This window comes from Aurantibacter sp. UH7, from assembly GCF_056839165.1.
This window is the reverse complement of sequence record NZ_CM166388.1, coordinates 1,452,680-1,479,427: the sequence shown is the minus strand read 5'-3', so window position 1 is coordinate 1,479,427 and position 26,748 is coordinate 1,452,680. Positions and strand designations below refer to the sequence as shown.

General features: G+C 34.1%; 24 protein-coding genes. 5 read left to right on the top strand and 19 right to left on the bottom strand.

Translation table 11 applies throughout. The annotated features are described in order from the left end of the window. Complete coding sequence (locus UH7x_RS06385; protein WP_482362887.1) at positions 1–1,461, top strand: TolC family protein; 1,461 nt, start codon at positions 1–3, stop codon at positions 1,459–1,461. Positions 1,462–1,580: 119 nt separating this feature from the next. Further along, positions 1,581–2,036, top strand: a complete 456-nt coding sequence (locus UH7x_RS06380; protein ID WP_482362886.1) for a COG2426 family protein — start codon at positions 1,581–1,583, stop codon at positions 2,034–2,036. Between the two features lie 20 nt (positions 2,037–2,056). Here UH7x_RS06380 and dinB read toward each other — a convergent pair whose 3' ends face one another. After that, a complete protein-coding gene (dinB, locus tag UH7x_RS06375) occupies positions 2,057–3,157 on the bottom strand; it encodes a DNA polymerase IV (protein WP_482362885.1) in 1,101 nt (366 codons plus the stop codon). 33 nt (positions 3,158–3,190) lie between these two features. Between dinB and UH7x_RS06370 the strand changes: the two genes are divergently transcribed. Beyond that, complete coding sequence (locus UH7x_RS06370) at positions 3,191–3,658, top strand: CYTH domain-containing protein (RefSeq protein WP_482362884.1); 468 nt, start codon at positions 3,191–3,193, stop codon at positions 3,656–3,658. A gap of 14 nt (positions 3,659–3,672) precedes the next feature. On the opposite strand, the gene UH7x_RS06365 is transcribed toward UH7x_RS06370, so the two are convergent. The 18 genes from UH7x_RS06365 to UH7x_RS06280 all read right to left on the bottom strand — a co-directional run bounded on the left by UH7x_RS06365 (position 3,673) and on the right by UH7x_RS06280 (position 24,550). Further along, positions 3,673–4,281, bottom strand: coding sequence for a TetR/AcrR family transcriptional regulator (locus UH7x_RS06365; RefSeq protein ID WP_482362883.1), 609 nt, complete (start codon positions 4,279–4,281; stop codon positions 3,673–3,675). A gap of 14 nt (positions 4,282–4,295) precedes the next feature. After that, positions 4,296–5,699: a TolC family protein gene (locus UH7x_RS06360; protein ID WP_482362882.1), complete on the bottom strand. Its 1,404-nt coding sequence runs from the start codon at positions 5,697–5,699 to the stop codon at positions 4,296–4,298. A gap of 7 nt (positions 5,700–5,706) precedes the next feature. Further along, positions 5,707–8,853 (bottom strand): efflux RND transporter permease subunit, encoded by a 3,147-nt coding sequence (locus UH7x_RS06355; protein WP_482362881.1) that lies wholly within the window; start codon positions 8,851–8,853, stop codon positions 5,707–5,709. A gap of 37 nt (positions 8,854–8,890) precedes the next feature. Beyond that, a complete protein-coding gene (locus tag UH7x_RS06350; RefSeq protein ID WP_482362880.1) occupies positions 8,891–9,976 on the bottom strand; it encodes an efflux RND transporter periplasmic adaptor subunit in 1,086 nt (361 codons plus the stop codon). 101 nt (positions 9,977–10,077) lie between these two features. Beyond that, positions 10,078–10,560 carry a GbsR/MarR family transcriptional regulator gene (locus tag UH7x_RS06345; protein WP_482362879.1) on the bottom strand — a complete coding sequence of 161 codons (483 nt, stop codon included), beginning with the start codon at positions 10,558–10,560 and terminating at the stop codon, positions 10,078–10,080. 242 nt (positions 10,561–10,802) lie between these two features. Continuing rightward, positions 10,803–11,198, bottom strand: coding sequence for a hypothetical protein (locus UH7x_RS06340; RefSeq protein ID WP_482362878.1), 396 nt, complete (start codon positions 11,196–11,198; stop codon positions 10,803–10,805). Positions 11,199–11,208: 10 nt separating this feature from the next. Continuing rightward, positions 11,209–12,228: a phenylalanine--tRNA ligase subunit alpha gene (gene pheS / locus UH7x_RS06335; RefSeq protein WP_482362877.1), complete on the bottom strand. Its 1,020-nt coding sequence runs from the start codon at positions 12,226–12,228 to the stop codon at positions 11,209–11,211. Positions 12,229–12,345: 117 nt separating this feature from the next. Beyond that, a complete protein-coding gene (locus UH7x_RS06330; RefSeq protein ID WP_482362876.1) occupies positions 12,346–14,211 on the bottom strand; it encodes a SulP family inorganic anion transporter in 1,866 nt (621 codons plus the stop codon). 147 nt (positions 14,212–14,358) lie between these two features. Further along, positions 14,359–14,985, bottom strand: coding sequence for a carbonic anhydrase family protein (locus tag UH7x_RS06325; protein ID WP_482362875.1), 627 nt, complete (start codon positions 14,983–14,985; stop codon positions 14,359–14,361). A 95-nt stretch (positions 14,986–15,080) separates the two neighbouring features. After that, the gene (locus UH7x_RS06320) at positions 15,081–15,380 is read right to left on the bottom strand and encodes a hypothetical protein (protein ID WP_482362874.1); all 300 of its coding nucleotides are present in this window, start codon (positions 15,378–15,380) and stop codon (positions 15,081–15,083) included. Between the two features lie 59 nt (positions 15,381–15,439). After that, a complete protein-coding gene (locus tag UH7x_RS06315) occupies positions 15,440–16,207 on the bottom strand; it encodes a tetratricopeptide repeat protein (RefSeq protein WP_482362873.1) in 768 nt (255 codons plus the stop codon). A 19-nt stretch (positions 16,208–16,226) separates the two neighbouring features. Next, positions 16,227–18,005, bottom strand: a complete 1,779-nt coding sequence (locus UH7x_RS06310; RefSeq protein WP_482362872.1) for a BatD family protein — start codon at positions 18,003–18,005, stop codon at positions 16,227–16,229. Positions 18,006–18,010: 5 nt separating this feature from the next. Beyond that, a complete protein-coding gene (locus UH7x_RS06305) occupies positions 18,011–18,871 on the bottom strand; it encodes a tetratricopeptide repeat protein (RefSeq protein WP_482362871.1) in 861 nt (286 codons plus the stop codon). 2 nt (positions 18,872–18,873) lie between these two features. Next, positions 18,874–19,926, bottom strand: a complete 1,053-nt coding sequence (locus UH7x_RS06300; RefSeq protein ID WP_482362870.1) for a VWA domain-containing protein — start codon at positions 19,924–19,926, stop codon at positions 18,874–18,876. 6 nt (positions 19,927–19,932) lie between these two features. Next, positions 19,933–20,931, bottom strand: a complete 999-nt coding sequence (locus UH7x_RS06295) for a vWA domain-containing protein (RefSeq protein WP_482362869.1) — start codon at positions 20,929–20,931, stop codon at positions 19,933–19,935. Then, entirely contained in the window at positions 20,932–22,593 is a 1,662-nt protein-coding gene (locus UH7x_RS06290) for a hypothetical protein (protein WP_482362868.1), read from the bottom strand. Continuing rightward, a complete protein-coding gene (locus UH7x_RS06285; protein WP_482362867.1) occupies positions 22,593–23,459 on the bottom strand; it encodes a DUF58 domain-containing protein in 867 nt (288 codons plus the stop codon). The genes UH7x_RS06290 and UH7x_RS06285 overlap by 1 nt, the downstream gene beginning before the upstream one ends. 89 nt (positions 23,460–23,548) lie before the next feature. After that, positions 23,549–24,550, bottom strand: coding sequence for an AAA family ATPase (locus UH7x_RS06280; RefSeq protein ID WP_482362866.1), 1,002 nt, complete (start codon positions 24,548–24,550; stop codon positions 23,549–23,551). Positions 24,551–24,810: 260 nt separating this feature from the next. Between UH7x_RS06280 and UH7x_RS06275 the strand changes: the two genes are divergently transcribed. Together UH7x_RS06275 and UH7x_RS06270 are read left to right on the top strand one after the other, a co-directional pair. Further along, the gene (locus tag UH7x_RS06275; protein WP_482362865.1) at positions 24,811–25,566 is read left to right on the top strand and encodes an SDR family NAD(P)-dependent oxidoreductase; all 756 of its coding nucleotides are present in this window, start codon (positions 24,811–24,813) and stop codon (positions 25,564–25,566) included. After that, positions 25,559–26,695: a DUF5929 domain-containing protein gene (locus tag UH7x_RS06270; RefSeq protein ID WP_482362864.1), complete on the top strand. Its 1,137-nt coding sequence runs from the start codon at positions 25,559–25,561 to the stop codon at positions 26,693–26,695. Before UH7x_RS06275 ends, UH7x_RS06270 begins: the two co-directional genes overlap by 8 nt. Positions 26,696–26,748: the final 53 nt, after the last annotated feature.

Sequence of the window (26,748 nt, the reverse complement as noted above, 5' to 3'; positions counted from 1 at the left end):
ATGAGAAGATTTGTATTTTTCCTTTTCCTAATTTTTAATGTTGTTAGCTACGGACAGTCTCAAAAAATAAAATTGATTGAGGCCATTAAAATAGCACAGAAAAAATCTCCTGAATATGTTAGAGCTGTAAATACGTATCGGTCTGGTTATTGGAGATATCGAAATTACCAAGCCGATTTTCTACCTCAATTAAGCTTAAGAGCAACATTACCCGAATATTCAAATTCAATAACTAAAATAACCAATGATCAAGGGCAAGATATTTTTGTAAATCAAAATCAATCGGTAGTTGATGCTAGACTAATATTAGAACAAAAAGTGCCTTTCACTGGAGGAGCTTTTTCAGTAAATAGTCGTATTGATCGTGTTGATCGCTTTGGCACACAAGAGGCTACAAATTATTCGTTGGTGCCATTTTCAATCAATTATTATCAAAACTCACTATTCTATAATCCTTATAAATGGCAACGTAAAATTGAACCACTGCGCTATGAAGAATCCAAGCGAAATATTATAGAGAACATGGAAGATATTTCTTTAACCACTTGTATGCTTTATTTTGGTTTATTAAAAGCACAGGTTACTTTAGATATAGCAAAGAAAAATTTATCAAATCAAGATACTTTACTACAAATTACTAAAGGCCGATTTAAAATAGGAAAGATTGCTGAAAACGAATTGCTTCAAATAGAATTGAGTCATTTAATATCGCAAAATAACGTTACTTCAAATACCATTTTACTAAAGAAAACATCTCAGGATTTAGCACGATATCTAGAGCTTGAAACAGAATCTATTGAATTGGAAGTGCCAGAGAAGCTTGAAGAATTCGTAGTTAGCTTAGATAAAGCATTAGATGAAGCTCAGACAAACAGAAAGTCAGTTATCGCGTTCAGACGAAGACGATTAGAAGCAGAGCGCCAATTAGCCGAAGTTAAAGGTACCAATCGTCTTCAAATAAATCTAAGTGCTAATTTCGGACTTAATAGACGTTCTGAAGAGTATGCAACACTATTTCAGAATTATGACCAACAGCAAAATGTTTCATTGTCATTGGGAGTGCCGATATTTGATTGGGGTGTTACCAAATCGAGAAGAAAAATGGCAGAAGCAGATTTAGATTTGGTGGAAAATGATATTGAACAAGATAAAGAGGCTTTTGAGCAGGAAATATTCTTACATACGCTAAATTGGTCGAGCCAAAGAGATTTTTTAGCAACCTCTGAGAAAGCTCAAGAAATTGCTCTCAAACGATACGATATTACTAAAAAGAGATATGTTTTGGGTAAAATTACTATTACCGATTTGAATATTGCTCAATCGGAAAAAGACAAGGCGGTTGTTGACTATCTGAATTCATTAGAAAAATTTTGGGTTGATTATTATACGCTTAGAAGATTGACTCTTTATGATTTCAAGGAAGATGAAAAAATTTCTATTGAAGATATTGTTTTCAATTAAGGTTCTTAATCAGCTTATTTTCACTTAAAGGTTTTGTTATTTTTAATTCTTTTTTAAGAACAAAAATATACGGTTTGATCAATTAGAACGTTAATTTTGCATTCTTAAAAAATAAGGCTTTGATAATAGATTTCATAGTAGCAATTCTTTGGAGTTTGTCGCCATTTGGCGAGGCAAAAGTAGGTATCCCTTACGGGATGCTTAAGGGGCTTAATGTATATTGGGTTTTTGTGCTGTGCTTCTTTGCTAATGTTATGGTTTTTCCAATTATGATGTTCTTTTTAGAAAGAATAAACATCTATTTAACAAGATGGACCTTTTATAAGAAATCTGCATTATACGTTGCTAGAAGGGCGAAAACAGGATCTGGTGATAAAATTAAAAAATACGGATTTTTCGGATTAGTTTTATTTGTAATGATTCCGTTACCAGGTACCGGAGTTTATGCTGGAAGTATTGCAACTTATCTTTTCAAAATTGAAAGACAAAAAGCTTTTTGGGCCAATACTTTGGGTATTTTTCTTTCATCAGTTATTGTTTGGTCGGCGACTATGGCTTCTATGAAAGCAATGTAATGTTCACTTTTTCATTTAAACTATAATTCAAATTTTAATTGAACCGAAACAGCATCTTCTTTCGATTCAACTTTCTTTTTAGCAGTGTTCAGATTTGCTAAAGATATGCCTAATAGGCGCACAGAATTTTGAAGCTCTTCTTGGTATAGTAATTCTTTTGCAGTTTCCAAAATTAGTTCCTTATTCGATACAAAATAGGGTAGAGTCTTACTTCGGGTGTTTAATGTAAAATCACTGTATTTTATTTTTAAGGTGATGGTTTTGCCAGCAATTTTAGACTTTAACAATCTTCGCTCCAGTTCTTCTGATATTTGTTGTAAGCGTTCAAGCATAAAAATTTCGCTACTTAGGTTTTCACTAAATGTGCGCTCAGCACCTACTGATTTAGGAATGCGATGTGGTTTTACTTCACTGTTATGAATTCCTCGCACGACATGATAATAGTATTTGCCACTTTTACCAAAGTGTTCATCCAGAAATTCTATTGACCTTGCTCTCAAATCTTTACCTGTAAAGATGCCTAATTTGTACATTTTCTGTGCAGTTACTTTGCCCACACCATAAAATTTTCTGATATCTAATACCTCAAGAAATTTTAGTACTTCTTCTGGGTTTACAGTTTTTTGTCCATTTGGTTTATTAAAATCACTGGCTACTTTAGCAATAAATTTGTTTACAGAAATACCTGCAGACGCCGCTAACCCTAATTCATTAAAAATGCGAAGTCGAATTTCTTTTGCAATTAGCGTAGCTGATGGATTCCCTTTTTTATTTACAGTAACATCTAAATAGGCCTCATCTAAAGACAGCGGTTCAACAAGATCTGTGTAATCATGAAAGATTGCGCGTATTTGTTTTGAAATTTCCTTGTAACGGTTATACCTAGGTTTTACAAATATTATTTGTGGACAATTCTTTTTTGCCAAATAGCCACTCATAGCACTTCGCACTCCAAATTTACGAGCTTCATAATTTGCTGCTGATACTACTCCTCTTTTTTCACTTCCGCCTACAGCAACAGGTTTTCCTTTTAGTTCTGGGTTGTCTAATTCTTCCACTGAAGCGTAGAAAGCATCCATATCAACATGAATGATTTTTCGTAAAGGTAAATCCGAAATCATTTTATAAATTTATAACAACTTCCACAACAAACTATGCTAGAAATAGAACGAAAATTCTTGGTTAAATCATCTGATTTTAAAAATGAGGCTTCAACGCAAGAAAAAATATCACAGGGCTTTTTAAATACGCATCCAGAAAGAACGGTGCGAGTTAGAATTAAAGGTGATAATGGATATCTGACAATTAAGGGAATATCGAATGAAACAGGTACATCTCGTTATGAATGGGAAAAGAAAATAAGGGTATTAGAAGCCCAGGAACTTATGCTTTTATGTGAGAAAGGTATTTTAGAAAAAACCAGATATAATGTAACTGTTGGGAATCATATTTTTGAAGTGGATGAGTTTTATGGAGAAAATGAGGGACTTGTGGTTGCAGAAATTGAACTTAAGGATGAAAATGAACCTTTTGAAAAACCGGACTGGTTAGGTGCAGAGGTTACAGGCAATATAAAGTATTACAATTCTCAATTGAGTAGGAACCCTTATAAAGAATGGTAAAATCTGAAAACACACTAATTTCCTTGTAATAAATTGTTGGTTTTTTTTAAATAATTTGCGGTTGCAATACCACGAAGATTATTAACAATAATATGTTCTACAAGTTCTTGTACAGAATACGTTTCATAAATGTTTTTTGAAGAAAATAATATAAGTTCCAATCTGTTTAAATACAATTCGCAGATAAGCTCAATATTTGCTTCACTTCTAATTTGGCCTTTGTCTTTTGCACTTTGGAGTAAATTATTTAATATAACATTTACCTCTTTAGTTCTAAAATCAGTTAGCATATCGTAAACTGTCGGGTAATACTTCTTTAAGCCAAAAATGAAAGAAGGACTAAACGTTTTAAAACTATCTAATCCTATTCTATAAATCTTAATTATAGCTAAAATAGGATTAGATTTTTGTTCCTCAATGCATTTATTAAATTCGTTACGTAACTTGTTTATGAATGCATAAAGACTTTCTTGTACTATTTCTTCTTTGCTTGCAAAATGCTCGTAAATCGTTTTCTTAGAAATACCCATTTCATGAGCTAAATCGTCTAATGTAAATCGTTTGCTTCCGAACCTTGTAAATTTAGAAAGCGCAAATATTAAGAATTTGTCTTTATCAATCATTTATAGAAATTGCTTTATTGCCAACCACCACCAAGTGAACGATATAATTCTACCGTTGCCGATAATTGTGTGAACTTATTGCTTATTAAATTGAGTTCAGCATTAAGTGAGTTTTCCCTGGCTGTTAAAAGATCTAAATATGTTAAATAACCACTATTTAGCAACTCTTCAGAGTTATCTTCAGCTCTTTTTAAAGCAACTACTTGTTTTGTGACAAAAACTTCTTTTTCTACAGAAATGTTAAAATCATTTAATGCTTCCGATACTTCTTTACCTGCAGTTAAAAGTGCCTTCTTAAAGTTTAGTATAGACTGTTCTTGTTGTGCTTGTGCAACTTCATAGGCAGTTCTTATTTTGCGACCATTAAAAATAGGCTGGGTAAGACCACCAATAAGGTTAGCAAAAATTGATTTTGAATCAATCCAATTATCAAGTTCTAAACTTTGAAAGCCGCCTTGTGCAGAAAGCGTTATAGCTGGGTAAAAGTTGCTTTTAGCAACATTGGTTAATTCAAAACTAGTTGCGACTCCATATTCCGCTTGCATAATGTCGGGTCTATTGCGTAATAATAATGCTGGCACGCCAAGTTGCATCGCTTCAGATAAATTTTGATCTTCTAAAGAATTACGTTCATACGCTTTAGGTTGTTCCCCTAAAAGAATACTTAATGTGTTTTCTGTTTGATAAACTGAATTTTTAAGATCTAATAATTGACTTTGTGCACTGTATAATTGTGCCGCAGTTTGATCTACACCTACTTGATTCGCTTGTCCAGCTTCTTTTAAAGCAGAAATAGTTTCTAAACTTTTCGAACGGTTTTCAATAGTTTCCTCAGTAACCTTAATTTGCTTATCTAAGGCTAACAATTGGTAATATGTAGTTGCTATTTGGGCCACTAAATCAGTTTTTACTGCTTTATGTGCTGCTACAGTCTGTAAGTAACTTGCATCACTAGCACGTTTTGTGCTTCTTATTTTCCCCCAAATATCAGCTTCCCAAGAAAGTGTTCCAGATGCTTCATATTGATTAAAAGGTTGTGTAAAAAAGCTTCCGAATTGCCCGTTTTCACTATTTCTTGCTGTTCTTGTAGCACTTGCTGCTCCGTTTAGAGTTGGTAAATAACCTGCCTTACCTTGTTTCACATAAGCTTCAGCCGCAGTAATATTTTGCAGCGCTATACGTATATCCAAGTTGTTGTCTAGACCTCTTTGGATATAGGTTTTTAAATATGAATCTGTAAAAAGATCTTTATAAGATACTGATGCAAGCGAAACACTATCTTGCGGCAAATTGTCTGTTCGATATAAATTTTCGATTTCGACTTCTGGTCGTGTATAGTTCTTGGCTACAAAACATGATTGTAGTAATAGTGGAAGTATAGCCACTATAAAGAATTTATTTATTGCGAATTTTTGCATGATTTCTTTAGTTCTTTGTTTCTTCAATAGTTATTTGTGGAGCGCCAGTAATACGCTCCTGAATGGTCTGAAAAATGACGTATAATGCTGGAATAACAAATACTCCGAATATGGTGCCTATTAACATTCCACCAACTGCACTCATACCAATAGACTTATTTCCTACAGCTCCAATACCTGAAGACAATGCCAATGGCATTAGCCCAAGAATAAAGGCGAATGAAGTCATTAAAATAGGTCTAAGCCTTGCTTTTGCACCGTCAATTGCAGAGTCAATTATCGACATGCCGTGTTTTCTACGCTGCAACGCGAATTCTACAATAAGAATTGCATTTTTAGATAGTAGACCAATTAGCATGATTAATGCAATTTGGAAATATATATTATTCTCAAGACCAGCCATACTTACAAAACCAATAGCACCTGCAATACCAACTGGTAATGAAAGTAAAATTGATAATGGTAAAATATATGATTCATATTGAGCACTTAATAAGAAGTACACAAATACCAAACTCAATATAAAAATGATAATCGTTTGGCTACCCGCACTATTTTCCTCTTTTGTTAAACCAGAGTATTCATAAGTGTAATTGTTAGGTAGTACCTCTGCAGCTACCTCTTCAATTGCTGTAATAGCATCACCCGTGGAATAACCAGGGTTCATGGCTCCGTTAATTTTTACAGAACTCAATAGGTTAAATCTACTTACCACCTCAGGACCATAAATTTTCTTTAACGATACAAATTGTGATACAGCAACGGATTCACCATTACCGTTGTTTACGAAAATGTGGTTTAACGAATTTTCGTCCGCTCTATCTTCTGGTTTCGCCTGTATCATTACGCGATATTGCTTACCAAACTTATTAAAGTCAGTGGTATATAAACCGCCATAATATCCCTGCATTGCGCTGAAAACATCTGTTACTGCTAAACCGGCCATTTTGGTTTTCTCTATATCTACTTCCAATTCATATTGAGGGAAATTAGCATTGAAATTTGTAATAGCATATTGTACTTCTGGTCGTGCATTTATTGCAGCTAAAAACTCATTAGTAAATTTATTTACAGACTGCCAATCATCTGAATCTTTACTTTGTAAATTCATCTCAAAACCTGTTGAGTTACCAAAACCGCGCACACTTGGTGGCGTAAAGAAAAATATTTTGGCATCTTTTAATCCGGCCGTTTTAGCAAATAAACTACCTACTACCTCTTGTACAGATTCACCTTCGCCTTTTCGTTCGCCCCAATCTTTGAGTCGAATTACTGAAAAAGCATATGAACCACCGTTAACACTATTTAATATACTAAAGCCGGTGATGTTCATTCTAGCTTGAATGATATCCATAGATTGATAAATGGAATCTAACTTTTTAACAGTTTTTTGAGTCTGTTCTAACGTAGTTCCCGGAGGCATCGTTACATCTGCAAATACAATTGCTTTATCCTCATTTGGAATAAATCCGGTAGGAGTAGATTGGAATAACATGTAAGCTATCACACCAAACACGGCAAGAGAAATCCAGGTTACCCATTTTCTTTTGGCAATGAACTTTACAGAGCCAACATACTTATCGGTTACTGCATCAAATCCTGTGTTGAAAGCAGAAAAGAAACGTTTTGTAATTCCTTTTTTATGCTCGTCGGATGGATTGTGGGGTTTCAATAAAAGTGCAGCCAAAGCTGGACTTAAGGTTAATGCGTTAACCGCTGAGATAAGAATAGCAATTGCTAAAGTTATACCAAACTGTTTGTAAAACACACCAGACGACCCACTAATAAAGGACACAGGAATAAATACAGCAGACATTACCAATGTGATGGAAATTATCGCGCCGGATATTTCAGACATTGCAGATTTAGTGGCTTTTTTTGCGTTAGTGGCTCCATCTTCCATTTTCGCATGTACAGCTTCTACCACAACAATTGCATCATCGACCACAATACCAATGGCGAGAATCATTGCAAATAGGGTTAACATGTTAATCGAATAACCAAATAGGGAGAGGAAGAAAAACGTACCGATAATTGCTACAGGAACCGCAATTGCAGGGATTAATGTAGATCTAAAATCTTGTAAGAAAAGAAATACCACTAAGAATACTAGTAGAAATGCTTCAATCAATGTTTGGACAACATGATCAATAGAAGCACTTAGGAAATCTTTCGTGTTATAAGGAATTACATAATCCAATCCTTTTGGAAAATCCTTTTGACTATCATCAAGTATATTTTGTATTTCATCAATAATGGCATTTGCATTAGACCCAGAGGTTTGAAAAATACCAACAGCAGCACCGGGTTTACCCATACCTTCATTTTTGGTGCCATAGTTAAATGCACCTAATTCTACTTCTGCAACATCTTTAAGTCTTAAGAACTGACCATTCTCCTGAGCTTTGATAATTATATCACCGTATTCTTTTTCTTCTGAAAGTCGGCCTTTGTATTTTAAAACATATTCGTAAACACCATCGGCATTTTCACCAATTTTACCTGTTGCAGCTTCCAGATTCTGTTCGTTCAATGCTGCTTGAATATCTGAAGGCATAAGCTTGTAGGCAGCCATTTGCTCTGGGTTTAACCAGATACGCATTGAATAGTCTTTAGACCCAAAAACCGTAACGTTACCCACACCTTCAATACGTTGTAATTTTGGTACAATGTTAATTCGAGCATAGTTTTCTACAAAGGTTGCATCATAATCATCGTTATCTGAAAATAAAGAGAAAAATAGTAATGCACTTGTCTGAGATTTTTGAGTAATTACCCCTGTCTGTACTACTGCTTGTGGTAGAACACTATTTGCTCTAGCAACTCTGTTCTGAACATTTACTGCTGCTATATCGGGGTCTGTACCTAATTTAAAAAAGACATTTATGGTTGCAGCTCCGTCATTACTCGCGTTAGAGGTCATGTACAACATGTCTTCAACACCATTAATCTGCTCCTCTAACGGAATAACAACACTCTTAAGTACTGTCTCTGCATTTGCACCTGTATAAGTACTTGTTACTTGAACCGTTGGTGGCGCAATTTCAGGGTACTCTTCTATAGGTAAGGTAGTTAAACCTAAAATACCTAGAATAACTATTATGATAGAGATCACCGTAGATAGTACGGGACGATCTATAAATTTTTGAAACATCGTTCTTTATTTATATGTTAGGGTAATTGGCGGATGCTTATTTCGCAGGACTAATAGTCATTCCGTCTTTTAATTTGGAAACACCTTCTAGAACTATAGTAGTTCCTTCTTCTATTCCTTTCTCTACAATAAAACCTTTTTGAGTAGTAGTAATAATATCTAAAGGCATGGTCGAAACAGTACTATCTTCTTTTACGATATAAACTAGTTTCTTCCCTTGTAGATCAACTGTTGCAGTTTGTGGAATTTCATAGGCGCCAGTATAAACTGTTGGAATTTTAATTTTCCCTGTACTGCCACTGCTTAACAAATTGTTCTTATTATTAAAATCAGCTCTTGCTGTTACACTACCGGTTGTACTATTAATAATGGTGTTTACCATAGCAAGTTTGCCTGGTTCACTATACTCTTTTCCATTAATCATTACTAAAGTCACCTGGGGTGCCTTAGCTACATCCATAGTGTTGTTGCTATTTTTAGGCATGCTTTCCTTAAGTTTTAAAAGCTCTTTTTCATTCATTGAAAAATATGCACGTACTTCACTAATATCTGAAACAGTAGTTAAGGGTTGTTCCATATTTGAACTAACCAAAGCGCCTATTTTAAAAGGTATTTCACCTATATAGCCGTCAACCGGACTGGTAATACGAGAGTATCCGATGTTCGATGCTACACTTTGATAACTGGCTTTTGCTTGCTCTAGTTGAGCTTTTGCAGTTTCTAGTTGAACATTACTAATAATGTTTTTGTCAACCAGAGGTTTTAATTTGTCCACTTCAACTTGAGCCACGTTTACCGAAGCTTTTGCGGCGTTAGCATCTTGGTTTAAGGTCTGCGTTTCTAGTTTAAAAAGTAATTGACCTTTTTTTATTTTCTGACCTTCTTCTACATATACTTGTTGTACGAAACCTGATACTTTGGGCCAGATTTCAACATTTTGCTTACCTTCCAATGTAGTAGAAAATTCATTGTATACTGTTAAATCTTGTTTGTTAAGTTCAGCAACTTTTAAGCTTGGTGGAGGCGGAGCTACAGCTCCTTGTGCTGGTTTTTCTGTAGTTGCAAAGCATGAACTCAAAAGAAGAGCTGTACTTAATATTCCTATAATTGATAAATTTCTCATTATTAGATGGATGTTTGTTTTACTTTAAAATTATGATACCCTTGTTAAGGTTTTGTTAATTCAGTTAGTTCGATTGTAAACGAACCAAACTGGTAAAAAAATTATTTTTGTTGTTTCTTTAATTCTTCAATAGTTGTTTTCAGTGTTGAAGTCATGTCAGTTATACATTTTGTATAAGTCATTCTCTTCTTGGTGTTTTCAACATGTTTTTCAGGTCGAAACTTTTCGTTATACTCCGAAATTTTTAAAAGTATTTTACCTTCTCTTTCTAAATGTTTTAATGAACGATTAAGCTTTTTTATGAAAAAGGTATTTTTATCTGCTATTACAAAATAGCGTCTACGATCACCCGATTTAGTAAAATATTTTACGAACTCTCTTTGTAATAATAAATTTAACGATGTAGAAATTGAACTTTTACTAGCGCCTCTATTATGAAGACAATCCTCAAAAGTAAGTCCATCCTCCTCAGTTAAAACTAAACTAGCAAAAATCCTGGCCGCTAATGGTGGTAAATCATACTCCGATTCAAAATGAACCCCAAGTTCTTCTATTAATTTATTTTTTATCTCTTCTTTAGACATAATTTTTAATTTGAAGATACAAATGTACAGTTAGTTCGGTAATAAACAAACCAAAAGAACTTAAATTTTCTTAAAACAAGTTAAAATTTTATTAATGCTTTTTCGCTAGGATTTTAAACACTTATAAATGAGTGTTATAGATAGTTTTTAAGTTAGAATTAACTTAGGAAAAAAATAATAATTTGACTGGTTGCCACTACATAAGCTCGAAAGACTAGGAGTAAAAAGTGCTGTGATACGTTTTATTTAGCAAAAATTCCATCTTTTTCAATAAGCGGAATGGCAATAAGATTTTTTTCGCTTACGGTGTTTTGTTCAAATACAAAACGTTTTTCAAACAATTTATTATTAGCATAGAAGGTGACAAAAAATTCATTATTCAGAGCAAGTACATCTTCTTGGAGTAGTTCAATTTTTTCAAATGATTTTGCGGCTATTTCACCTATTGCATGCCGCATAGTTGAAGTTTTTTTATCACCATCATATCCTTTGGATACTATTAGAACCATATCAATAGGGTCGGTACGGTTATTTAATATGTAGGCATTCCAATCTTTAGAAAGAAATTCATCATTCCATTCATGAACAACGGCAATGTATACCTCTTTGACAATGGGGATTTCTATGTCTTTCTTCATTAAGGTATCTTTAAAGTGCTCCCTTAAATTGCTCTAGAAAACGTACATCATTTTCACTAAGTAAACGGATATCAGTTATTTGGTGTAAGAGCATAGCTATACGATCAATACCCACACCGAATGCAAAGCCAGAATAGGTTTCTGGATCAATTCCACAATTAGTAAGAACATTGGGGTCTACCATACCACAACCGCCAATTTCTAGCCAACCTGTACCTTTAGTAATTTTATAATCAGATTCTGTCTCTAGACCCCAATACACATCTACTTCTGCACTTGGCTCTGTGAATGGAAAATAAGAAGGTCTTAAACGAATTTTAGATTTACCGAAAAGCTCGGTAGTAAAAAACTGTAACGTTTGTTTTAAATCTGCAAAGGAAACATCTTTATCTATATATAACCCTTCTACTTGATGAAAGAAACAGTGCGAACGAGCTGAGATGGCTTCATTTCTATAAACTCTTCCAGGAGAAATAGTGCGGATTGGAGGTTTATTATTTTCCATATAACGAACCTGTACCGATGAGGTATGCGTGCGCAATAAAATATCAGGGTTTGTTTGAATGAAAAAAGTGTCTTGCATATCTCTTGCAGGATGATGCTCCGGTAAATTTAATGCTGTAAAGTTGTGCCAATCATCTTCTATTTCCGGTCCTTCAGAAACATTAAAACCAATACGCGAAAAAATATCAATAATTTGATTTTTTACAATTGAAATTGGATGCCGTGCACCAATCTCAATTGCTTCACCAGGTCGTGTAAGATCCCCATAAATACTTTTTTGCTCCGTATTTTTTTCCAATGAATTCTTTAAAACATTTACCTTTTCGGTAGCAGCCATCTTAAGCTGATTGATTGTTTGCCCAAATTCTTTTTTCTGAGCGCCGGGCACATTTTTAAATTCTGCAAAGAAATCGTTTAATAAACCTTTTTTACCTAAGTATTTTATACGAAAGGCTTCAACCGCTTCTTTTGAATCTGCTCTGAATTTTTCGACCTCAGCAATATGTTCTTTTATAGTATCAATCATGGCATAAAGATAATGGACAAATTTATCACTTTTCTCTCAGTACTTGAAACAATTTAGCCTAATAGAACTATATCAAAATAGTCTATTAGGCTAAATACTAATATTTAAACAAGTTTGTTAGTACTTGTCTTTTATATTGGTTTTAATCCATTGTATACATTCATCAATAGTATCAAAGATATTTTCTTCTGGAATAAGATCTGGAATAAGATCTACCCGTTCCATCATATATCTGGGTTGGCGCAATACATCCACCAGAAGTACATTTATTTTGGACTTTCTTAGATCAATCAAAACATCTTCTAATGCGTACAATCCAGACTGGTCCATATATTGCATACGATCCATTCTAATAATAACCGTATTTGCAGTTTCAGGAATTTGTTTTGCTAAGGCTTGAAAATCACTAGTAGACCCAAAAAATAGGGGTCCCTTTAAATGTTTAATGAAAACTTCTTCTCGTAAGTTTTGTGGAAAATCTGATTCGTCTGACCAAGCTTTTTCTTTTTCCAGAGTTTTTAAATCTGAACGTTCAGCAGTTAAATCTCCCATTTTTTTCATAAACATTAATGAGGCTATCACAAGGCCAATACCAACGGCGTACACTAAGTTCCATACAGAAGAAAGTACAAGGACTACAAGCATTATAAGCACTTCTGAACTTAATTTTAATGGGCCTAATTTAATGTCTTTTGGTAAACTAGGAATTGCTTTAAGACCTTTGTAATCCATAACACCAATACCAACGGTAACTAATATACCCGCAAGTACTGCAGCAGGAATTTGTGAAGCTACTGGTGCTAGCGCTAACATAATTATTAAAAGCATTACACCTGCAGTCATACCAGATAATCTAGTTTTACCACCGGCATTAATGTTCACAACGGTTCTAATGGTAGCGCCTGCACCTGGTATTCCACCAAAAATAGCTCCGATACTATTACCAATTCCCTGTCCGACTAATTCTTTATTTGGCTTATGTTTAGTTTTAGTCATGTTGTCAGCCACTACTGAAGTTAATAAAGAATCAATTGCTCCTAATAGTGCTAAAGTAAGTGCGGTAAATATATAAGGGGAAACTGTGCTTAACTCAAATTGGGTGAAAATTCCTAGATTAGGAATGGGAAATCCGCTTGGTATTTCATCAATTGGACGATAGTCTAAACCAAATCCGTAGGCAACACCTGATACTACAGCAAGAGCAACTAATGTGCTTGGAACAGCTGTAGTAATCCGTTTAAATCCATAAATGATGAAAATAGTAGCTAAGGCTAATGCCAACTCTAACCAATTAATATTCTTTAAAGCTCGTGGTAGCACTTTTATTGCTCCTAGAACCCCAGAAGCTTCAGAATTAGCTAATGTTTTAGCTTCTTTTAACATATCCGCTTCAGTGATGCCTTCAGCGCGTTTTATTGTTTCTTCGAAATTTTCTAAAACTAGAATACCTTCTCCTGCTTCTTCCTTCAATATATTATCTAGAATAATCTCTTCGGCATGAGGTTTAAATTGATCTACGAATTCGAGATCTTCTTTAGGATAATATCCTACTGCTGGTAAAATTTGTGTTACCAGTATAATTACCCCAATGGCGGTCATAAAACCAGAAACTACTGGATAGGGAATATACCTAATGTATTTACCGATACCTAGAAGTCCGAGTCCGATTTGCATTAAACCGGCAAGAAAGAAAACAATTAATATCGCTGGTAATGCTTTTTCAATATTACCATCATTAACGGCTACTATACCAGCAATAACGACCATACTTACAGCTGTCATTGGAGCTGTTGGACCAGATATTTGAGTGTTCGTGCCTCCAAACATTGCTGCGAAAAAACTAACGAATATTGCCCCATAGAGCCCGGCACTTGGCCCTAGACCTGAGCTTACACCAAACGCAAGTGCTAAAGGTAAGGCAACTATACCAGCAGTAATTCCGCCGAATAAATCGCCTCTTAGATTAGAAAATAGATTTTTCATATATATAAGATTGTAATTATTATTCTTAAACCTTTTAAAATTAAAAAAGGAATACTATATAATTGTTTGTATTTAATAAATAGTTTTTACTCTTTAGTGCTAAAACTAAAAACGAACCATATATTATAATAAATAAATTGTTGATTATTAATAAAATTCAACTGCGCCAGAAGAGATGTCGTACATAGCCCCGACGATTTTAATTTCACCGTTTTCTTCCATTTCGGCAAGTATTGGACTTTTCTTTCTAATGTTCTGAATTGTCATTTCAACATTCTTAGCAGAAACTTCATCAACAAAATCTAAGTTTTTTGAATTTCTAAGATTTTCATCAGCTGGTTCTTTAACTGCTTCAACTGCTGGTTCTATTTTATTGATAAGCGCGGTAAGATTACCTAATCTTGCATGGTCGCAAGCACCTTTTATAGCACCACAACTTGTATGTCCCAGCACTACAACTAATTTAGTGCCGGCAAGCTTACAGCCGAATTCCATGCTTCCTAAAATATCTTCATTTTCAAAATTACCTGCTATACGGATACTGAAAATATCGCCCAAACCTTGATCAAAAACTAATTCAGCAGAAACGCGAGAATCTATACAACTTAAAATAGTAGCAAATGGGAACTGCCCCTCACTAGTGTCATTAACTTGTTCTAGAAGATTTCTGTTCGCTTTTAAATTGTCTTGAAAACGTTGGTTTCCTTCCTTTAAAAAACGTAACGATTTTTCGGGGGTCATTGTACCTTGGGTCTCTTTGGTATGTGCTTTCATAATACTATAATACTTTTAAAATTTAGTTTTTCAATGTTTTTCTAAATGATATTATTAAACGAAATGCTAATAAATCATTAATAAGGCAAAATAAACTAAACAGTTTTTGGAGGGGGGAGTACTATGTCTAGGCAAATATCGGTCTTGCTTAAGAGATAAAAGCTGTATGATAAATAATTCTGTAAATGGGATAAAATTTGAAAATTAGACGAGTTGTCTTGAAAAGCAATATTCTCACCTATATTCTTTTTAACTTGCTCTTGTTGCTCTTCTTCATTGAGGTTTAGCGTAATAATAGACTTGTTATTATCAGAAAGCAAGGTGATAACCGAAGGCCCAACTATCGCAAAAAGCCATAGCACTAACAAAGTAATAAGCATTCGAGACCTTGGCATATAAAATTAAATTAAATGCAAATATAGAATTTAAGGTTAAAACCGTTGTTAAGGAAGTATTAAAAATCTTTTATGAGCTTAATGTTTTCAGATGAAATCCAACCAGTTTGACCATCTGCAAGTTGAATTTCATTCCAATCTTTCAATGTACTAATTACATTTACCTTTGTGCCTTCATGTAAAATAAATGATTGTTGACTTCTGTCATTGGGTTCTGTTTTTACTTGACTTTCCTTAACAAAGACAATAGCGGGGTTGTTTTTATTAAAATCATCAAACTCAATGTAAGCGAATACAGCAGCTATAATTGAAAATAATAATGCTATTAAACTGAATATAAAGGCAATTCGTTTTCTTGTCGCATAACTAAAAAAGTAAAAAGCAATGTACAAGAGCACAAAGAGAATCATTAAGGCAATAGCGATTTTAGCCCATTGATCAAAAGATAGTACCTCAGTAAACTGTTTGTATAAATTAGTGAGACCAGAGACAGGCAATGTTTCAATAGCATCTAAAGTCATATTTTGAGCATATGACAAATTGTTTAAAATTTCACTATCCTTAGGTTTTAGAAGTAGTGCCTTCTCATAATAATAGATGCTTGGAGCTATTTGATTTAATTTGTAATAGGCATTACCAAGATTAAAATACACCTCAGCCGAATGTTCTCCTTTTTCTAAAATCGCTAAATATTGATCAGCAGCCGTTACATAATCACCATCATTATATGCGTCATTCCCTTTTTTGAACAATGCATCATTTTGCGCGAATGCACTTATTTCAAATAGAAATAACATAACTACTAATATGAAACCTTTTTTCTTCACTTCTGTTTTTAACAAATTTCTATAATTGCTTGTCTAAGTAAGACATTACTTCACTTGCATCGGTATAATCTTGTTGCATTTGAACATCTGAAAATGGGCTATAACGTGCCATCTCACAATTCTTAAGTAAATTAATAAAACGTTCTATTGTCTTTTCATCTACATTTTTTTCAGTTAAAAGATCCTTGATTTTATCTTTGCTAAATTCAGTAGTTTCAATTTTTAATTTGGCTTTAAGGTAATTGTGAAGTCCTTTTTCTAATGCCACATAGAATGCTTCTTTATTACCTAAGGCTTTTTTTGCAGACGATAAATATCTTCTGGCGAGCCTATTTGCCATTCTAATTTTATTGCCTTCTAAATCACCAGCTAAATCATCGCGTTTCTTTCTAAAGAAAATAGCTAGTGGAATTAATAGTAATGGTAATAACCACCATAAGTAAAAACTTCTACTACCGAAAAAATTTATAGCACTTATAGGAGTTAAACTAGTGTTTAACTTAATAAAGGCGAATTGATCACTTGCCACATTAACAGATTGCTTGTTATTAGCTCCAGCTGCATTTGTATTTGCTGAGCCACTTGAGGGGCCAGAAACAACATCAATCAAAATCTCCTCAGAATCTATTGTTTTGTATTTTGCCGTACTAGGATCAAAATAACTAAAAGAAATACTCGGTATAGGATACTTACCCTTGTAAGCCGGAACAATTGTATAATTATTAGTGACTTTACCCTGCATTCCAGCTAGGTTTGTACGTACATTTTCATCAAATTCAGGTTCGTAAACTTCGAGTGAACTTGGTAAAATAGGTTCTGGAAGTTTAAATAATTTTAAATTTCCTTTACCCGAAACTTCTACTTTAGCTTGTAAAGATTCCGATGCATTTAAAGTGGTTTTACTTGCCGTTACTTTAAAATCAAAATCTCCTACTGCTCCATTAAAGTTTGCAGGTTTACCATTCTCAGGTAGGGCTTTTACATTGATTGTTCTTTTGCCTGCCGATACTGTCTTATTTGCTTGTGAATAAATTCTTCCGCCAAAGAAATCTCGTTTTTGTGTAGGTACATCTGCAGTAATTTCTAACGATAAAGGTTCTATTTCTAACTTTCCTGATTTCTGAGGATATAATACTACCCGCTTTAGAACTACATACCTAAAGGGTTTGCCATCGTAAGTTCCATTTTGTGCATTCAACCTAGTAATCGGGATGTCTTGACTCCAAAAATTATTGTACGTAGGATTATCAAGTGGACGATAGTTTGATATACCAATTTGTTGACCAAAATATAATTTGTAAACCACAGTTATTGCTTCGTTCATAAACGGACGAGCATTAGAAACCTCTGCAACCAAATGAAGACTTTCGTCGGCAACATCGTGTGCTGTCATTTGATCACTTGGCTTATCTACTGGTGGACCAACTTCTATTTTTTTCGATAATGATTTGTAAATTTTTCCATCTATTACAATTGTTGCTTGCTTAATAGTAAAAGTTCCCTGCGCTGTAGGTGCAATTGTATAAGAATAAGTCTTAGAATAACTACGAACACCATTTACCCAACTAGAACTTATAGATTGTGAAGGACCCATCAATACTTTAAATCCTTGAAAATCAGGCGGATTAAAATCATCTCCGTCTTTATTCATAGAAAAATCAACGCGGATGCGCTCATTTATTCCCATTTTACTCTTACTAACCCTAAGCTCAAACGTAACCTGATCTTGGTCTTGTGCTTGTAGAGCAAACGACAAAACTGTAAAAAGAAAAAGTAATATGTAATTTTTGGTTTTCATTTGAATTACCAATCTTTTTCGTTTTTGACTTTAACGCCTTTAACTTTTTGAGCGTCAATTTTTTCTTGAACTTTATCTTCTTCATTCTGCATAGCGTCAAGCAGATTCTGAATTTGTTGTTTAGATAATTGATTTGGTCTAGGAGGAGCTTGTTGCTGTTCTTCAGGTTTTTTTTCTTGCTCTTCTTTCTCGTCTCCGTCACCTTCTTTATTATCTTCTTTTTCTTGGTCTCCTTTATCGCCTTCGTCTTGCTTGTCTTTATTTTCCTCTTCGTTATCTCCTTCGTCTTCTTTTTTATCGCCGTCGTCTTTCTTGTCTTGGTTTTTTTCTTGATCGTCCTTTTTATCGTCTTTGTCTTGGTCGTCTTTCTTTTCGTCGTCTTTCTTTTGCTCGTCTTGTTCTTTTTTAAGCATTTCTTTAGCTAAAGCTAAGTTGTAACGAGTTTCTTCATCTTTCGGATTGTTACGAAGTGCTTCTTTATAAGCTTCAACAGCCTTTTCGTATTCTTTTCGCTTCATAAATACATTTCCCATATTATGGTATGCTTTATGTTTCTCAGCTTTATCTTCAGATTTATCACCAGCCTCTTTAAATCTTCCAAAGGCTTCGCTGTAAGTTTCCTTGTTATAATATGCATTACCTAAATTGAAAGGAGCTGCCACATTATTATCACTTTTAGAAATAGCTCTTCGGTATTCTTTTTCTGCTTCTACAAACTTTTCTTCGGAAATATATTTGTTTGCTTCCCAAGTAAGATTCGTAGATTCTGCTAAATCTTTTGCATTAGTTTCTTCAATCTCTTCGGCTGTTTGAGCACTAAGAGAGAGTCCTAGAAATAAAAAGAAATATATCAGTTTAAATTTCATACTTATTCGCTTTGCTTTTCGTTGAATAAATTCAATTTTCTAAGCCACTCCGTTTTTCGGTTTAATACAAAAATATCAATAAATAGAAATAAAAGTCCAGCTGCTAAAAACCATTGAAATTGGTCTTTATATTCAGCAAATTGTTTCGCTTCAAATTCTTTTTTGTCCATTTGTAATAGCTGGTCCTTTATATAATTTACAGCTTCTTCTGTATTGGTGCCGTCAATATACTCGCCATTACCTTCTTCAGCAATATCTATTAATACTTCTTGATTTAGCTTCGTAATAACTACTTCACCTTTACTGTCCTTTTTTAGGCTTTCTACCACGCCATTTCTTTTAATAGGTATTGGTGCGCCTTTAGGTTTACCAACTCCTATAGTAAAAATGCGAATTCCAACTTCGGTCGCTTCTTCAACAGCATCAATTGTAGTGCCTTCAGAATGATCCTCTCCATCTGATATTATGAACAACACACGATTGGTTTGCTCTTCATCGTCATAATAAGTGGTCGCTAAGTCGATTGCAGCATTAATAGCTGTGCCTTGGGAGGTAAGCATATCGGTATTCATGTTTTGTAAAAACATTTTTGCAGCGCCGTAATCGGTGGTAATTGGCAATTGTGGGTATGCTTGGCCAGCATAGGCTATAATTCCGATGCGGTCACTTGCTAATTGATTTATTATTTCAGAAACTAATCGCTTTGCTTTCTCAAGCCTATTCGGTGCAATGTCTTCTGCCAACATACTTTTAGATACGTCTATTGCAAAAACTATATCGACACCTTCACGCTTTACGGTTTCAAGTTTTGTTCCAATCTTAGGATTTACCAGTCCTAATGTTAATGAAGAAATACCCAAAAGAAAAAGAATTAGTTTTAATGTAGATTTAAAACTGGATCTGCTTGGGGTTAATCTTTTTAATAGCGATGATTCGGCAAATTTATTTTGTGTTCTTTTCTTCCAAATTTGAAGCAGAACAAAGAGTATCACTATCACCGGAACGATGAAAAGCAGATAGAAATATATTTTTTCGTCTAATTGTATTGTCGACATCTCTTTTTATATAAAACTTCGGAATACTGTATTTTTCAAAATCCATTCTAATAGAAGCAGGGCTCCTGCTAATAATATCCATGGTCGAAACTTTTCCTCGTACCTATAATATTTAAACTCTTCTATTTCTGTTTTTTCAAGCTTATTAATCTCATCATAAATTGCTTCTAGTTTTTCATTATTGGTAGCTCTAAAATACTTACCTCCCGTAACTGTTGCAATCTCTTGTAATAATTCATCATCGATTTCTACTTGCCGCATACCATATCTAAAAGTACCATCTGCATTGTATGCAATTGGCGATAGTGCATTACCATTAGTTCCCAAACCAATGGTATATGTTTTAATGCCAAATTCCACAGCTAAATCTGCTGCTGTTTTCGGCTCAATAAAACCACCATTATTTACTCCATCTGTTAAAAGAATAATTATTTTGCTTATTGCTTTACTTTCTTTTAATCGATTTACAGCTGTGGCCAACCCCATGCCTATTGCAGTACCATCATTTAATTGACCATATGTTATTTCACCAAGCGCACCCAATACAATAGACTTATCACTAGTAATAGGAGTTTTTGTATAACCTTCTCCTGCGTAAGCAACCAAGCCAATACGGTCATTAGGTCTTTTAGCTATAAAATCTGATGCTACTTCTTTTAATGCGGCCAGCCTATTTGGTTTTAAATCGCGAGCCAGCATACTAGACGAAACATCAATAGCCATTACAATATCAATACCTTTTGTGGTTTTTGTACGGGTAGATATATCTTCGGTTTGTGGTCTTGCCATAGCAACTATAATTGCTGCCATAGCTAATAACCTTAAAATAAATAATCCATGTCTTAATTTAGGAAGAACACTATTTTTAGAAAAACCGCTGATTGTAGATATCGTTAAGGCTGCACTTTGCTTTTTTCTTTTGAAAAAATACCATAGCAAAGCCACCGGAAGCAATAATAGCAACCAGAAAAATTCAGGATTTGCAAATGAAATATTTTCTAACATCTATAACTCTATTTTTACTTCTAAAGTGGTTGTAATTCGATTTACAATTTCGTCGGCATATTCATCATCTGCTAACCAGGTAATAAGTATTTGTTGTTGAAAACCAGGTCCGCCAAAACTGTAAATTTCATAGTTACCTCTTACTAGGTTATTTGTATCATCGACTTTAAATTTGCCGCTTCCGTAAGTTTTTAAACCTTTTACACCAGAAATAGTAGTGAATTCATCATTCTTAGTGATAATATTTTTAGCTCCTTTTTTCTCAAAATTTGCTATTAGATTCTCAATAGTCTTTTCATGGTCAGGCTCATCTTGTTCTGTGAAGAGGGTGGAAGTCGCTGCAACTGTGAATAGCGCATCATTGTTTTGGTAACTAAAGGTACTTAACTCTTTGATTTTACTTTGAGCTGCAGCTGGAATTTTAGTCTTTTGTCGAACTAATACCTCTGGGGTTTCTAAGATAATTGGTGGATAACCATAAGAACTTGATACCCATTCTTTATCTAATAACTTCTTGGTTTCATTACCGGTAACAGTATCCCAAACTTGTTTTGGACCATAATAAATTGATAAACCTGCAATTGCCAAAACGATTGCAGCAAGTGCAGCAACTCCAGTCATAATCCATTTCCTTCGCTCCTTTCTTCTTGCTAATTCTTCTTGATAGGCTTCTTGTTCTAACAATTCTTCTTCTGTAGGTTCTGGTAATGCCTCATGGGTTTTAATCACAATTTGTTCAATCGATTTTCTGTGATTTTCAGCAATTGATGTCTCTGGTTTCGATTTTGCAAACTTTACTAAATCTGCTGTTTGTAAAATCTGTTTGAATTGCTTTAATGTATCGTCTTCTAATTTTAGTTCACCAGCATCCCTGCGCATTTCAAGTTTATCAATCAATTGATCGGTGGTGCTTTCTAGCGCTGATACATGAACATCTTCTTCTAAATATGAGCGTACAATGTCCGTTAGTTCTGTATAATATTGTTTGTATTCGTCTTGAATGAGATATTTCGAATTCTCTAAGTTTTTTAATTCCAACATGGCCCTGTCGTAGGGCGGTAATAAGGCTACTTTTTCTTCTTCTGTTAAAGGTTTTTTGCGAAAAACAAACCAATAGAGTAATCCGCCTACGATTAATAATGCGGCTAATATTGCCGCTAATATCTTCCAAAGAGAAGCATTGTTTTTTTCAACATTAATGAATGGTTTAATGTCGTACATTTTTTGTGCAAGTGTGTCAACAGGTACATTCGCTACATTAATTAATAGCGAATCGGTATAAAATGCTTTACCATTTATGTCAATAAATTGTTGTGGTAATTTGTATTGTCCAGAATCGAATTGAGTTAGGGTGTACGACTTTTGTAATATAAACCTACTGTCTTTTTTAGTGGTATCGGTTGGTAATGCTTCAACAGTTTCTAAAGGAGAAAATGTTTGTCCTTCCGGAAATATCACTTGCGCTGTAGTATCTGTATTTACCGTTACCGTAAACTTTATTTGTTCTCCAATTTTTATGGAAGTGGTATCAACACTTGAGGTAATGGTAGGTGTAGATTGAGAAAATCCATAAAAAGAAGTTAGAAATAGGCATAGAAAAGCATATCGCACTTTAGGCGATATATTTTTCAAAATTCGTATTTCATATTTCAATTTCTGCATTATCCCCTACGTTTAAAATAGCCCAATAATTTTTTCACATAGCTTTCATCAACTCTGCAACTTAATACTCCACAACCCGATTTTCTAAAGGTTTCTGTGAAATATGCGACTTTTTCTTGATGGTATTTTGCATACGATTGTCTTACTTTTTTAGACTGGGTATTTATAACCTGCATTTGCCCAGTTTCCGCATCTTGCATTTGTACCATTCCTAAATTTGGAATAGATTCTTCACGGTGGTCATAAACACGAATACCTGTAACATCATGTTTGTTACCCGTAATTTTTAAGGTTTGTTCGTAGTCTTCGGCGATAAAATCTGATAAGACAAAGACTATAGCCTTTTTCTTCATCATATTCGACAAATATCGCAAAGCACCTGCAATGTCTGTTTTGTTGCTTTTAGGCTTAAATTCAAGCAATTCTCTAATTATTCGGAGTACATGACTTTTTCCTTTTTTTGGTGGGATAAAAAGTTCTACTTCGTCTGAAAATAAAATGAGACCTGCTTTATCATTATTCTGCAATGCAGAGAATGCTAGTGTCGCTGATATTTCGGTAAGAATTTCTTTTTTGAATTGATTGGTGGTACCGAATAATTCTGAGCCACTTACATCAACCATTAACATCATGGTTAATTCTCGCTCTTCTTCAAAAACCTTTATATAGGGCTCATTATAACGGGCAGTAACATTCCAATCTATTGCTCTTACATCATCGCCGAACTGATACTGTCTAACTTCACTAAATGTCATACCACGCCCTTTGAAAGTCGAATGATATTCGCCTCCAAAAATATGATCGGATAGACGCCGGGTCTTAATCTCAATCTTCCGTACTTTTTTAAGTAGTTCTTTAGTATCCATCTATGATAAAAAACAGTTAACAATAATCGGTAAAATGGTTGGCGCCTTATTACGAATAGTAGTTTGCCAAATATTTACAATCAACTGTTTTAAGGCACTTCGATTTCGTTTACAATCTTATTGATGATTTCTTCAGAAGTAATGTTTTCTGCCTCGGCTTCATAAGTGATGCCAATTCTGTGTCGCAATACATCGTGTACTACAGCGCGAACATCTTCGGGTACTACATAACCTCTACGTTTAATAAATGCATAACATTTAGCTGCATTTCCTAAATTTATACTTCCACGTGGTGATGCTCCAAAATTAATTAGCGGTTTAAGAGATTCTAAATTGTATTTTTCGGGATATCGAGTAGCGAAAACTATATCAAGTATATATTTTTCAATCTTTTCATCCATATAAACTTCACGAACAGCTTTCTGAGCACTTAATATTTGTTCTATTGAAACCACTGGGTTTACAGTTTCGTAATTACCCAAAAGATTTTGGCGCATGATATTTTGCTCTTCGGCCATTTTTGGATAATCAATTACTGTTTTCAGCATAAATCTATCAACCTGTGCTTCTGGCAACGGATATGTTCCTTCTTGCTCTACAGGGTTCTGAGTAGCCATTACCAAGAATGGTTTGTCTAGAACAAATGTTTCGTCACCAATTGTGACCTGCTTCTCTTGCATGGCCTCAAGTAATGCCGATTGTACCTTCGCAGGTGCACGGTTAATTTCATCTGCCAATACAAAATTTGCGAATATTGGACCCTTCTTAATTGAAAAGTCATTCACCTTCATATTATATATCATAGTACCTACAACATCTGCAGGTAAAAGGTCTGGAGTAAATTGAATTCTACTAAAACTGCCTTTAACAGCTTTAGCTAGGGTGTTTATTGCTAGCGTTTTAGCTAATCCAGGCACACCTTCCAAAAGTATGTGGCCTTGACCTAAAAGGCCAATCAATAATCGTTCAACCATGTGTTTTTGGCCCACGATAACCTTGTTCATTTCTGTAGTGAGCAAGTCGATAAATGCACTCTCTTGTGCAATTTTCTCGTTTACTGCGCTAATATCCACAGTAGTATTATTATCCATAAGAAGCGTAATTTTTAGTCAATAAATATAGTTGGTTGAATAGTAGAGCGCAAATTGAAAATTTATTTAATCATTGCCTGTTAACGATTGGTTAAAATACCTCAAAAACCCCTAAGTTTTAGGAAGATGTTAAGGTAAATATTTTTAATTTAACATCCTTAGGGAAAAAGAGGCTTAAAACACTCTTGTTATTGCAGAATTTTAAGACTTCTAGATAACTAAGATTACATGTCTTAATACCGCTAATTAAATGAAGTATAATGTCTAAAACAGTATTAATTACAGGAGCAACTAGTGGAATCGGCTATGCTACCGCCGAATTATTGGCGTCTAAAAATTTTAATTTAATTCTTTGCGGAAGAAGACAAGAGCGATTAGATGAATTGGCAGTAAAATTAACTAAGGATGCTAGTATTACTACCCTAAATTTTGATATTCGAGACCGAGAAGCTGTTATAAAAGCAATTAATTCCTTGCCCGTAGAGTTTTCACAAATAGATGTGCTAATTAATAATGCTGGTAATGCGCATGGTTTGGATCCCATTGATAAGGGAAGCTTGGATGATTGGGATGCAATGTTAGATATTAATGTGAAAGGTTTACTATATGTTTCGAAGGCTATACTGCCGAAAATGGTAGAAAGAAAATCTGGACATGTTATAAATATTGGGTCTACAGCAGGAAAAGAAGTGTACCCAAATGGAAACGTTTATTGTGCAAGTAAGCATGCGGTTGATGCGATAAATCAAGGAATGAGAATTGACTTAAATACATATGGAATTCGTGTAGGAGCTGTAAATCCAGGGATGGTAGCCACTGAATTTAGTGATGTTCGTTTTAAAGGTGATACCGATAAAGCTAAAAATGTTTATAAAGGTTTCCAGCCTTTAATGCCTGAAGATATTGCCGATATTATTCATTTCGTTATTTCTAGACCTTATCATGTGAACATTGCTGATTTGGTAGTAATGTCCACAGCACAAGCATCTTCTACAATTGTGAACAAAAATGATTAATAAACGATTACTTGTGAAAAACCTTCTCGCTCATAATGATGAGAACAGTTTTTATGACAAAAAGCGTTTCATCAATTTTGGTTCTAAAGAAGGTAAAGCTAAATTTTTAAAGCATGTTTGTGCCTTAGCGAATAGCAACCCAAAGAATAATTCATTTATTGTTGTTGGTGTCGAAGACGAAGACAATAAAATTGTGGGGGTCGACTTCTTTGATGATAGTAAAATTCAAAATTTAGTAAATGCTTACCTAGTAAATCCGCCTTTAATTTCCTATGAAAATATTCCTTTTCCACAATTGGAAGAAGGTAGAGTTGTCGGTTTAGTAACCATTAAATCTAATGGTGATGTTTGTGCCTTACGGAAGAATATCTGGAAATATTATGGAGGTGCAGTTTTCTTTAGAGAAGGAAGCATAAGTATGCCTAAAGCTTATGGTGTTGAGCTAAAGGATATAAATTCAGAAGTAGTTGCTACTATCGAACAACATGCTAAAAATAATATTGAGCTTACTTTAGATGGTGTTATCGATTTTATAAATAATCGCCATAAAGATTTAAAGAGTAGTTATAAGGTTTTTAAAGAGCAATTTATAGTTTGTTGGGCTGGTAATACCAAAGTGGTAAAAGATAAAACCTATTTTTCGCGTGTTGACATTGAGCTGATTAACGAACAAGTAAAGCTTTTTTATTCTGCATTAGATGAAGTGACTATTTCTTTTGATGACGATTCATTTACTACAGTAGAATATGTTCAATTGGAATTAGGAACGAGTCAAAGATATTTTCCATTAGAAGAAACAAATATCACTTTTGCGGAAAATGGAACGTATCAAATTCAGAGTAAATTACTTTTCGAACCACCGCAATATGATGCTAAAACGTTGCACCATATTTTTAATGCTAATAATGCCATATTGCAAAAATTGGAGAAAAAAATAAAGTTGAATCCATCTGAAATAAGAGATGTCAAACAGTTGCCGGACTCCTATTTAATATGCTTTTTTAATGGTTTTGAGGATGCAAAAGATAAATTAGATACCGCGCGCCCTCTTTTAAAAAAGTATGACAAAGAAATATATCTATCCTTAAAAGAAGCGCTCAGAATTTTACGTAAAGTGAAGTATAGTTAACCCTTTACTTTTTCATTTTTTTCCAACTTTTTTGATTTAATCACAGTAGTTGT

What these genes read in the sequence shown, in the direction of transcription:
- UH7x_RS06385 (WP_482362887.1), top strand. Translation starts at nt 1, where the DNA reads ATGAGAAGATTTGTATTTTTCCTTTTCCTAATTTTTAATGTTGTTAGC.
- dinB (WP_482362885.1), bottom strand. Translation starts at nt 3,157, where the DNA reads ATGATTTCGGATTTACCTTTACGAAAAATCATTCATGTTGATATGGAT.
- UH7x_RS06370 (WP_482362884.1), top strand. Translation starts at nt 3,191, where the DNA reads ATGCTAGAAATAGAACGAAAATTCTTGGTTAAATCATCTGATTTTAAA.
- UH7x_RS06365 (WP_482362883.1), bottom strand. Translation starts at nt 4,281, where the DNA reads ATGATTGATAAAGACAAATTCTTAATATTTGCGCTTTCTAAATTTACA.
- UH7x_RS06360 (WP_482362882.1), bottom strand. Translation starts at nt 5,699, where the DNA reads ATGCAAAAATTCGCAATAAATAAATTCTTTATAGTGGCTATACTTCCA.
- UH7x_RS06355 (WP_482362881.1), bottom strand. Translation starts at nt 8,853, where the DNA reads ATGTTTCAAAAATTTATAGATCGTCCCGTACTATCTACGGTGATCTCT.
- UH7x_RS06350 (WP_482362880.1), bottom strand. Translation starts at nt 9,976, where the DNA reads ATGAGAAATTTATCAATTATAGGAATATTAAGTACAGCTCTTCTTTTG.
- UH7x_RS06345 (WP_482362879.1), bottom strand. Translation starts at nt 10,560, where the DNA reads ATGTCTAAAGAAGAGATAAAAAATAAATTAATAGAAGAACTTGGGGTT.
- UH7x_RS06340 (WP_482362878.1), bottom strand. Translation starts at nt 11,198, where the DNA reads ATGAAGAAAGACATAGAAATCCCCATTGTCAAAGAGGTATACATTGCC.
- pheS (WP_482362877.1), bottom strand. Translation starts at nt 12,228, where the DNA reads ATGATTGATACTATAAAAGAACATATTGCTGAGGTCGAAAAATTCAGA.
- UH7x_RS06330 (WP_482362876.1), bottom strand. Translation starts at nt 14,211, where the DNA reads ATGAAAAATCTATTTTCTAATCTAAGAGGCGATTTATTCGGCGGAATT.
- UH7x_RS06325 (WP_482362875.1), bottom strand. Translation starts at nt 14,985, where the DNA reads ATGAAAGCACATACCAAAGAGACCCAAGGTACAATGACCCCCGAAAAA.
- UH7x_RS06320 (WP_482362874.1), bottom strand. Translation starts at nt 15,380, where the DNA reads ATGCCAAGGTCTCGAATGCTTATTACTTTGTTAGTGCTATGGCTTTTT.
- UH7x_RS06310 (WP_482362872.1), bottom strand. Translation starts at nt 18,005, where the DNA reads ATGAAAACCAAAAATTACATATTACTTTTTCTTTTTACAGTTTTGTCG.
- UH7x_RS06305 (WP_482362871.1), bottom strand. Translation starts at nt 18,871, where the DNA reads ATGAAATTTAAACTGATATATTTCTTTTTATTTCTAGGACTCTCTCTT.
- UH7x_RS06300 (WP_482362870.1), bottom strand. Translation starts at nt 19,926, where the DNA reads ATGTCGACAATACAATTAGACGAAAAAATATATTTCTATCTGCTTTTC.
- UH7x_RS06295 (WP_482362869.1), bottom strand. Translation starts at nt 20,931, where the DNA reads ATGTTAGAAAATATTTCATTTGCAAATCCTGAATTTTTCTGGTTGCTA.
- UH7x_RS06290 (WP_482362868.1), bottom strand. Translation starts at nt 22,593, where the DNA reads ATGCAGAAATTGAAATATGAAATACGAATTTTGAAAAATATATCGCCT.
- UH7x_RS06285 (WP_482362867.1), bottom strand. Translation starts at nt 23,459, where the DNA reads ATGGATACTAAAGAACTACTTAAAAAAGTACGGAAGATTGAGATTAAG.
- UH7x_RS06280 (WP_482362866.1), bottom strand. Translation starts at nt 24,550, where the DNA reads ATGGATAATAATACTACTGTGGATATTAGCGCAGTAAACGAGAAAATT.
- UH7x_RS06275 (WP_482362865.1), top strand. Translation starts at nt 24,811, where the DNA reads ATGTCTAAAACAGTATTAATTACAGGAGCAACTAGTGGAATCGGCTAT.
- UH7x_RS06270 (WP_482362864.1), top strand. Translation starts at nt 25,559, where the DNA reads ATGATTAATAAACGATTACTTGTGAAAAACCTTCTCGCTCATAATGAT.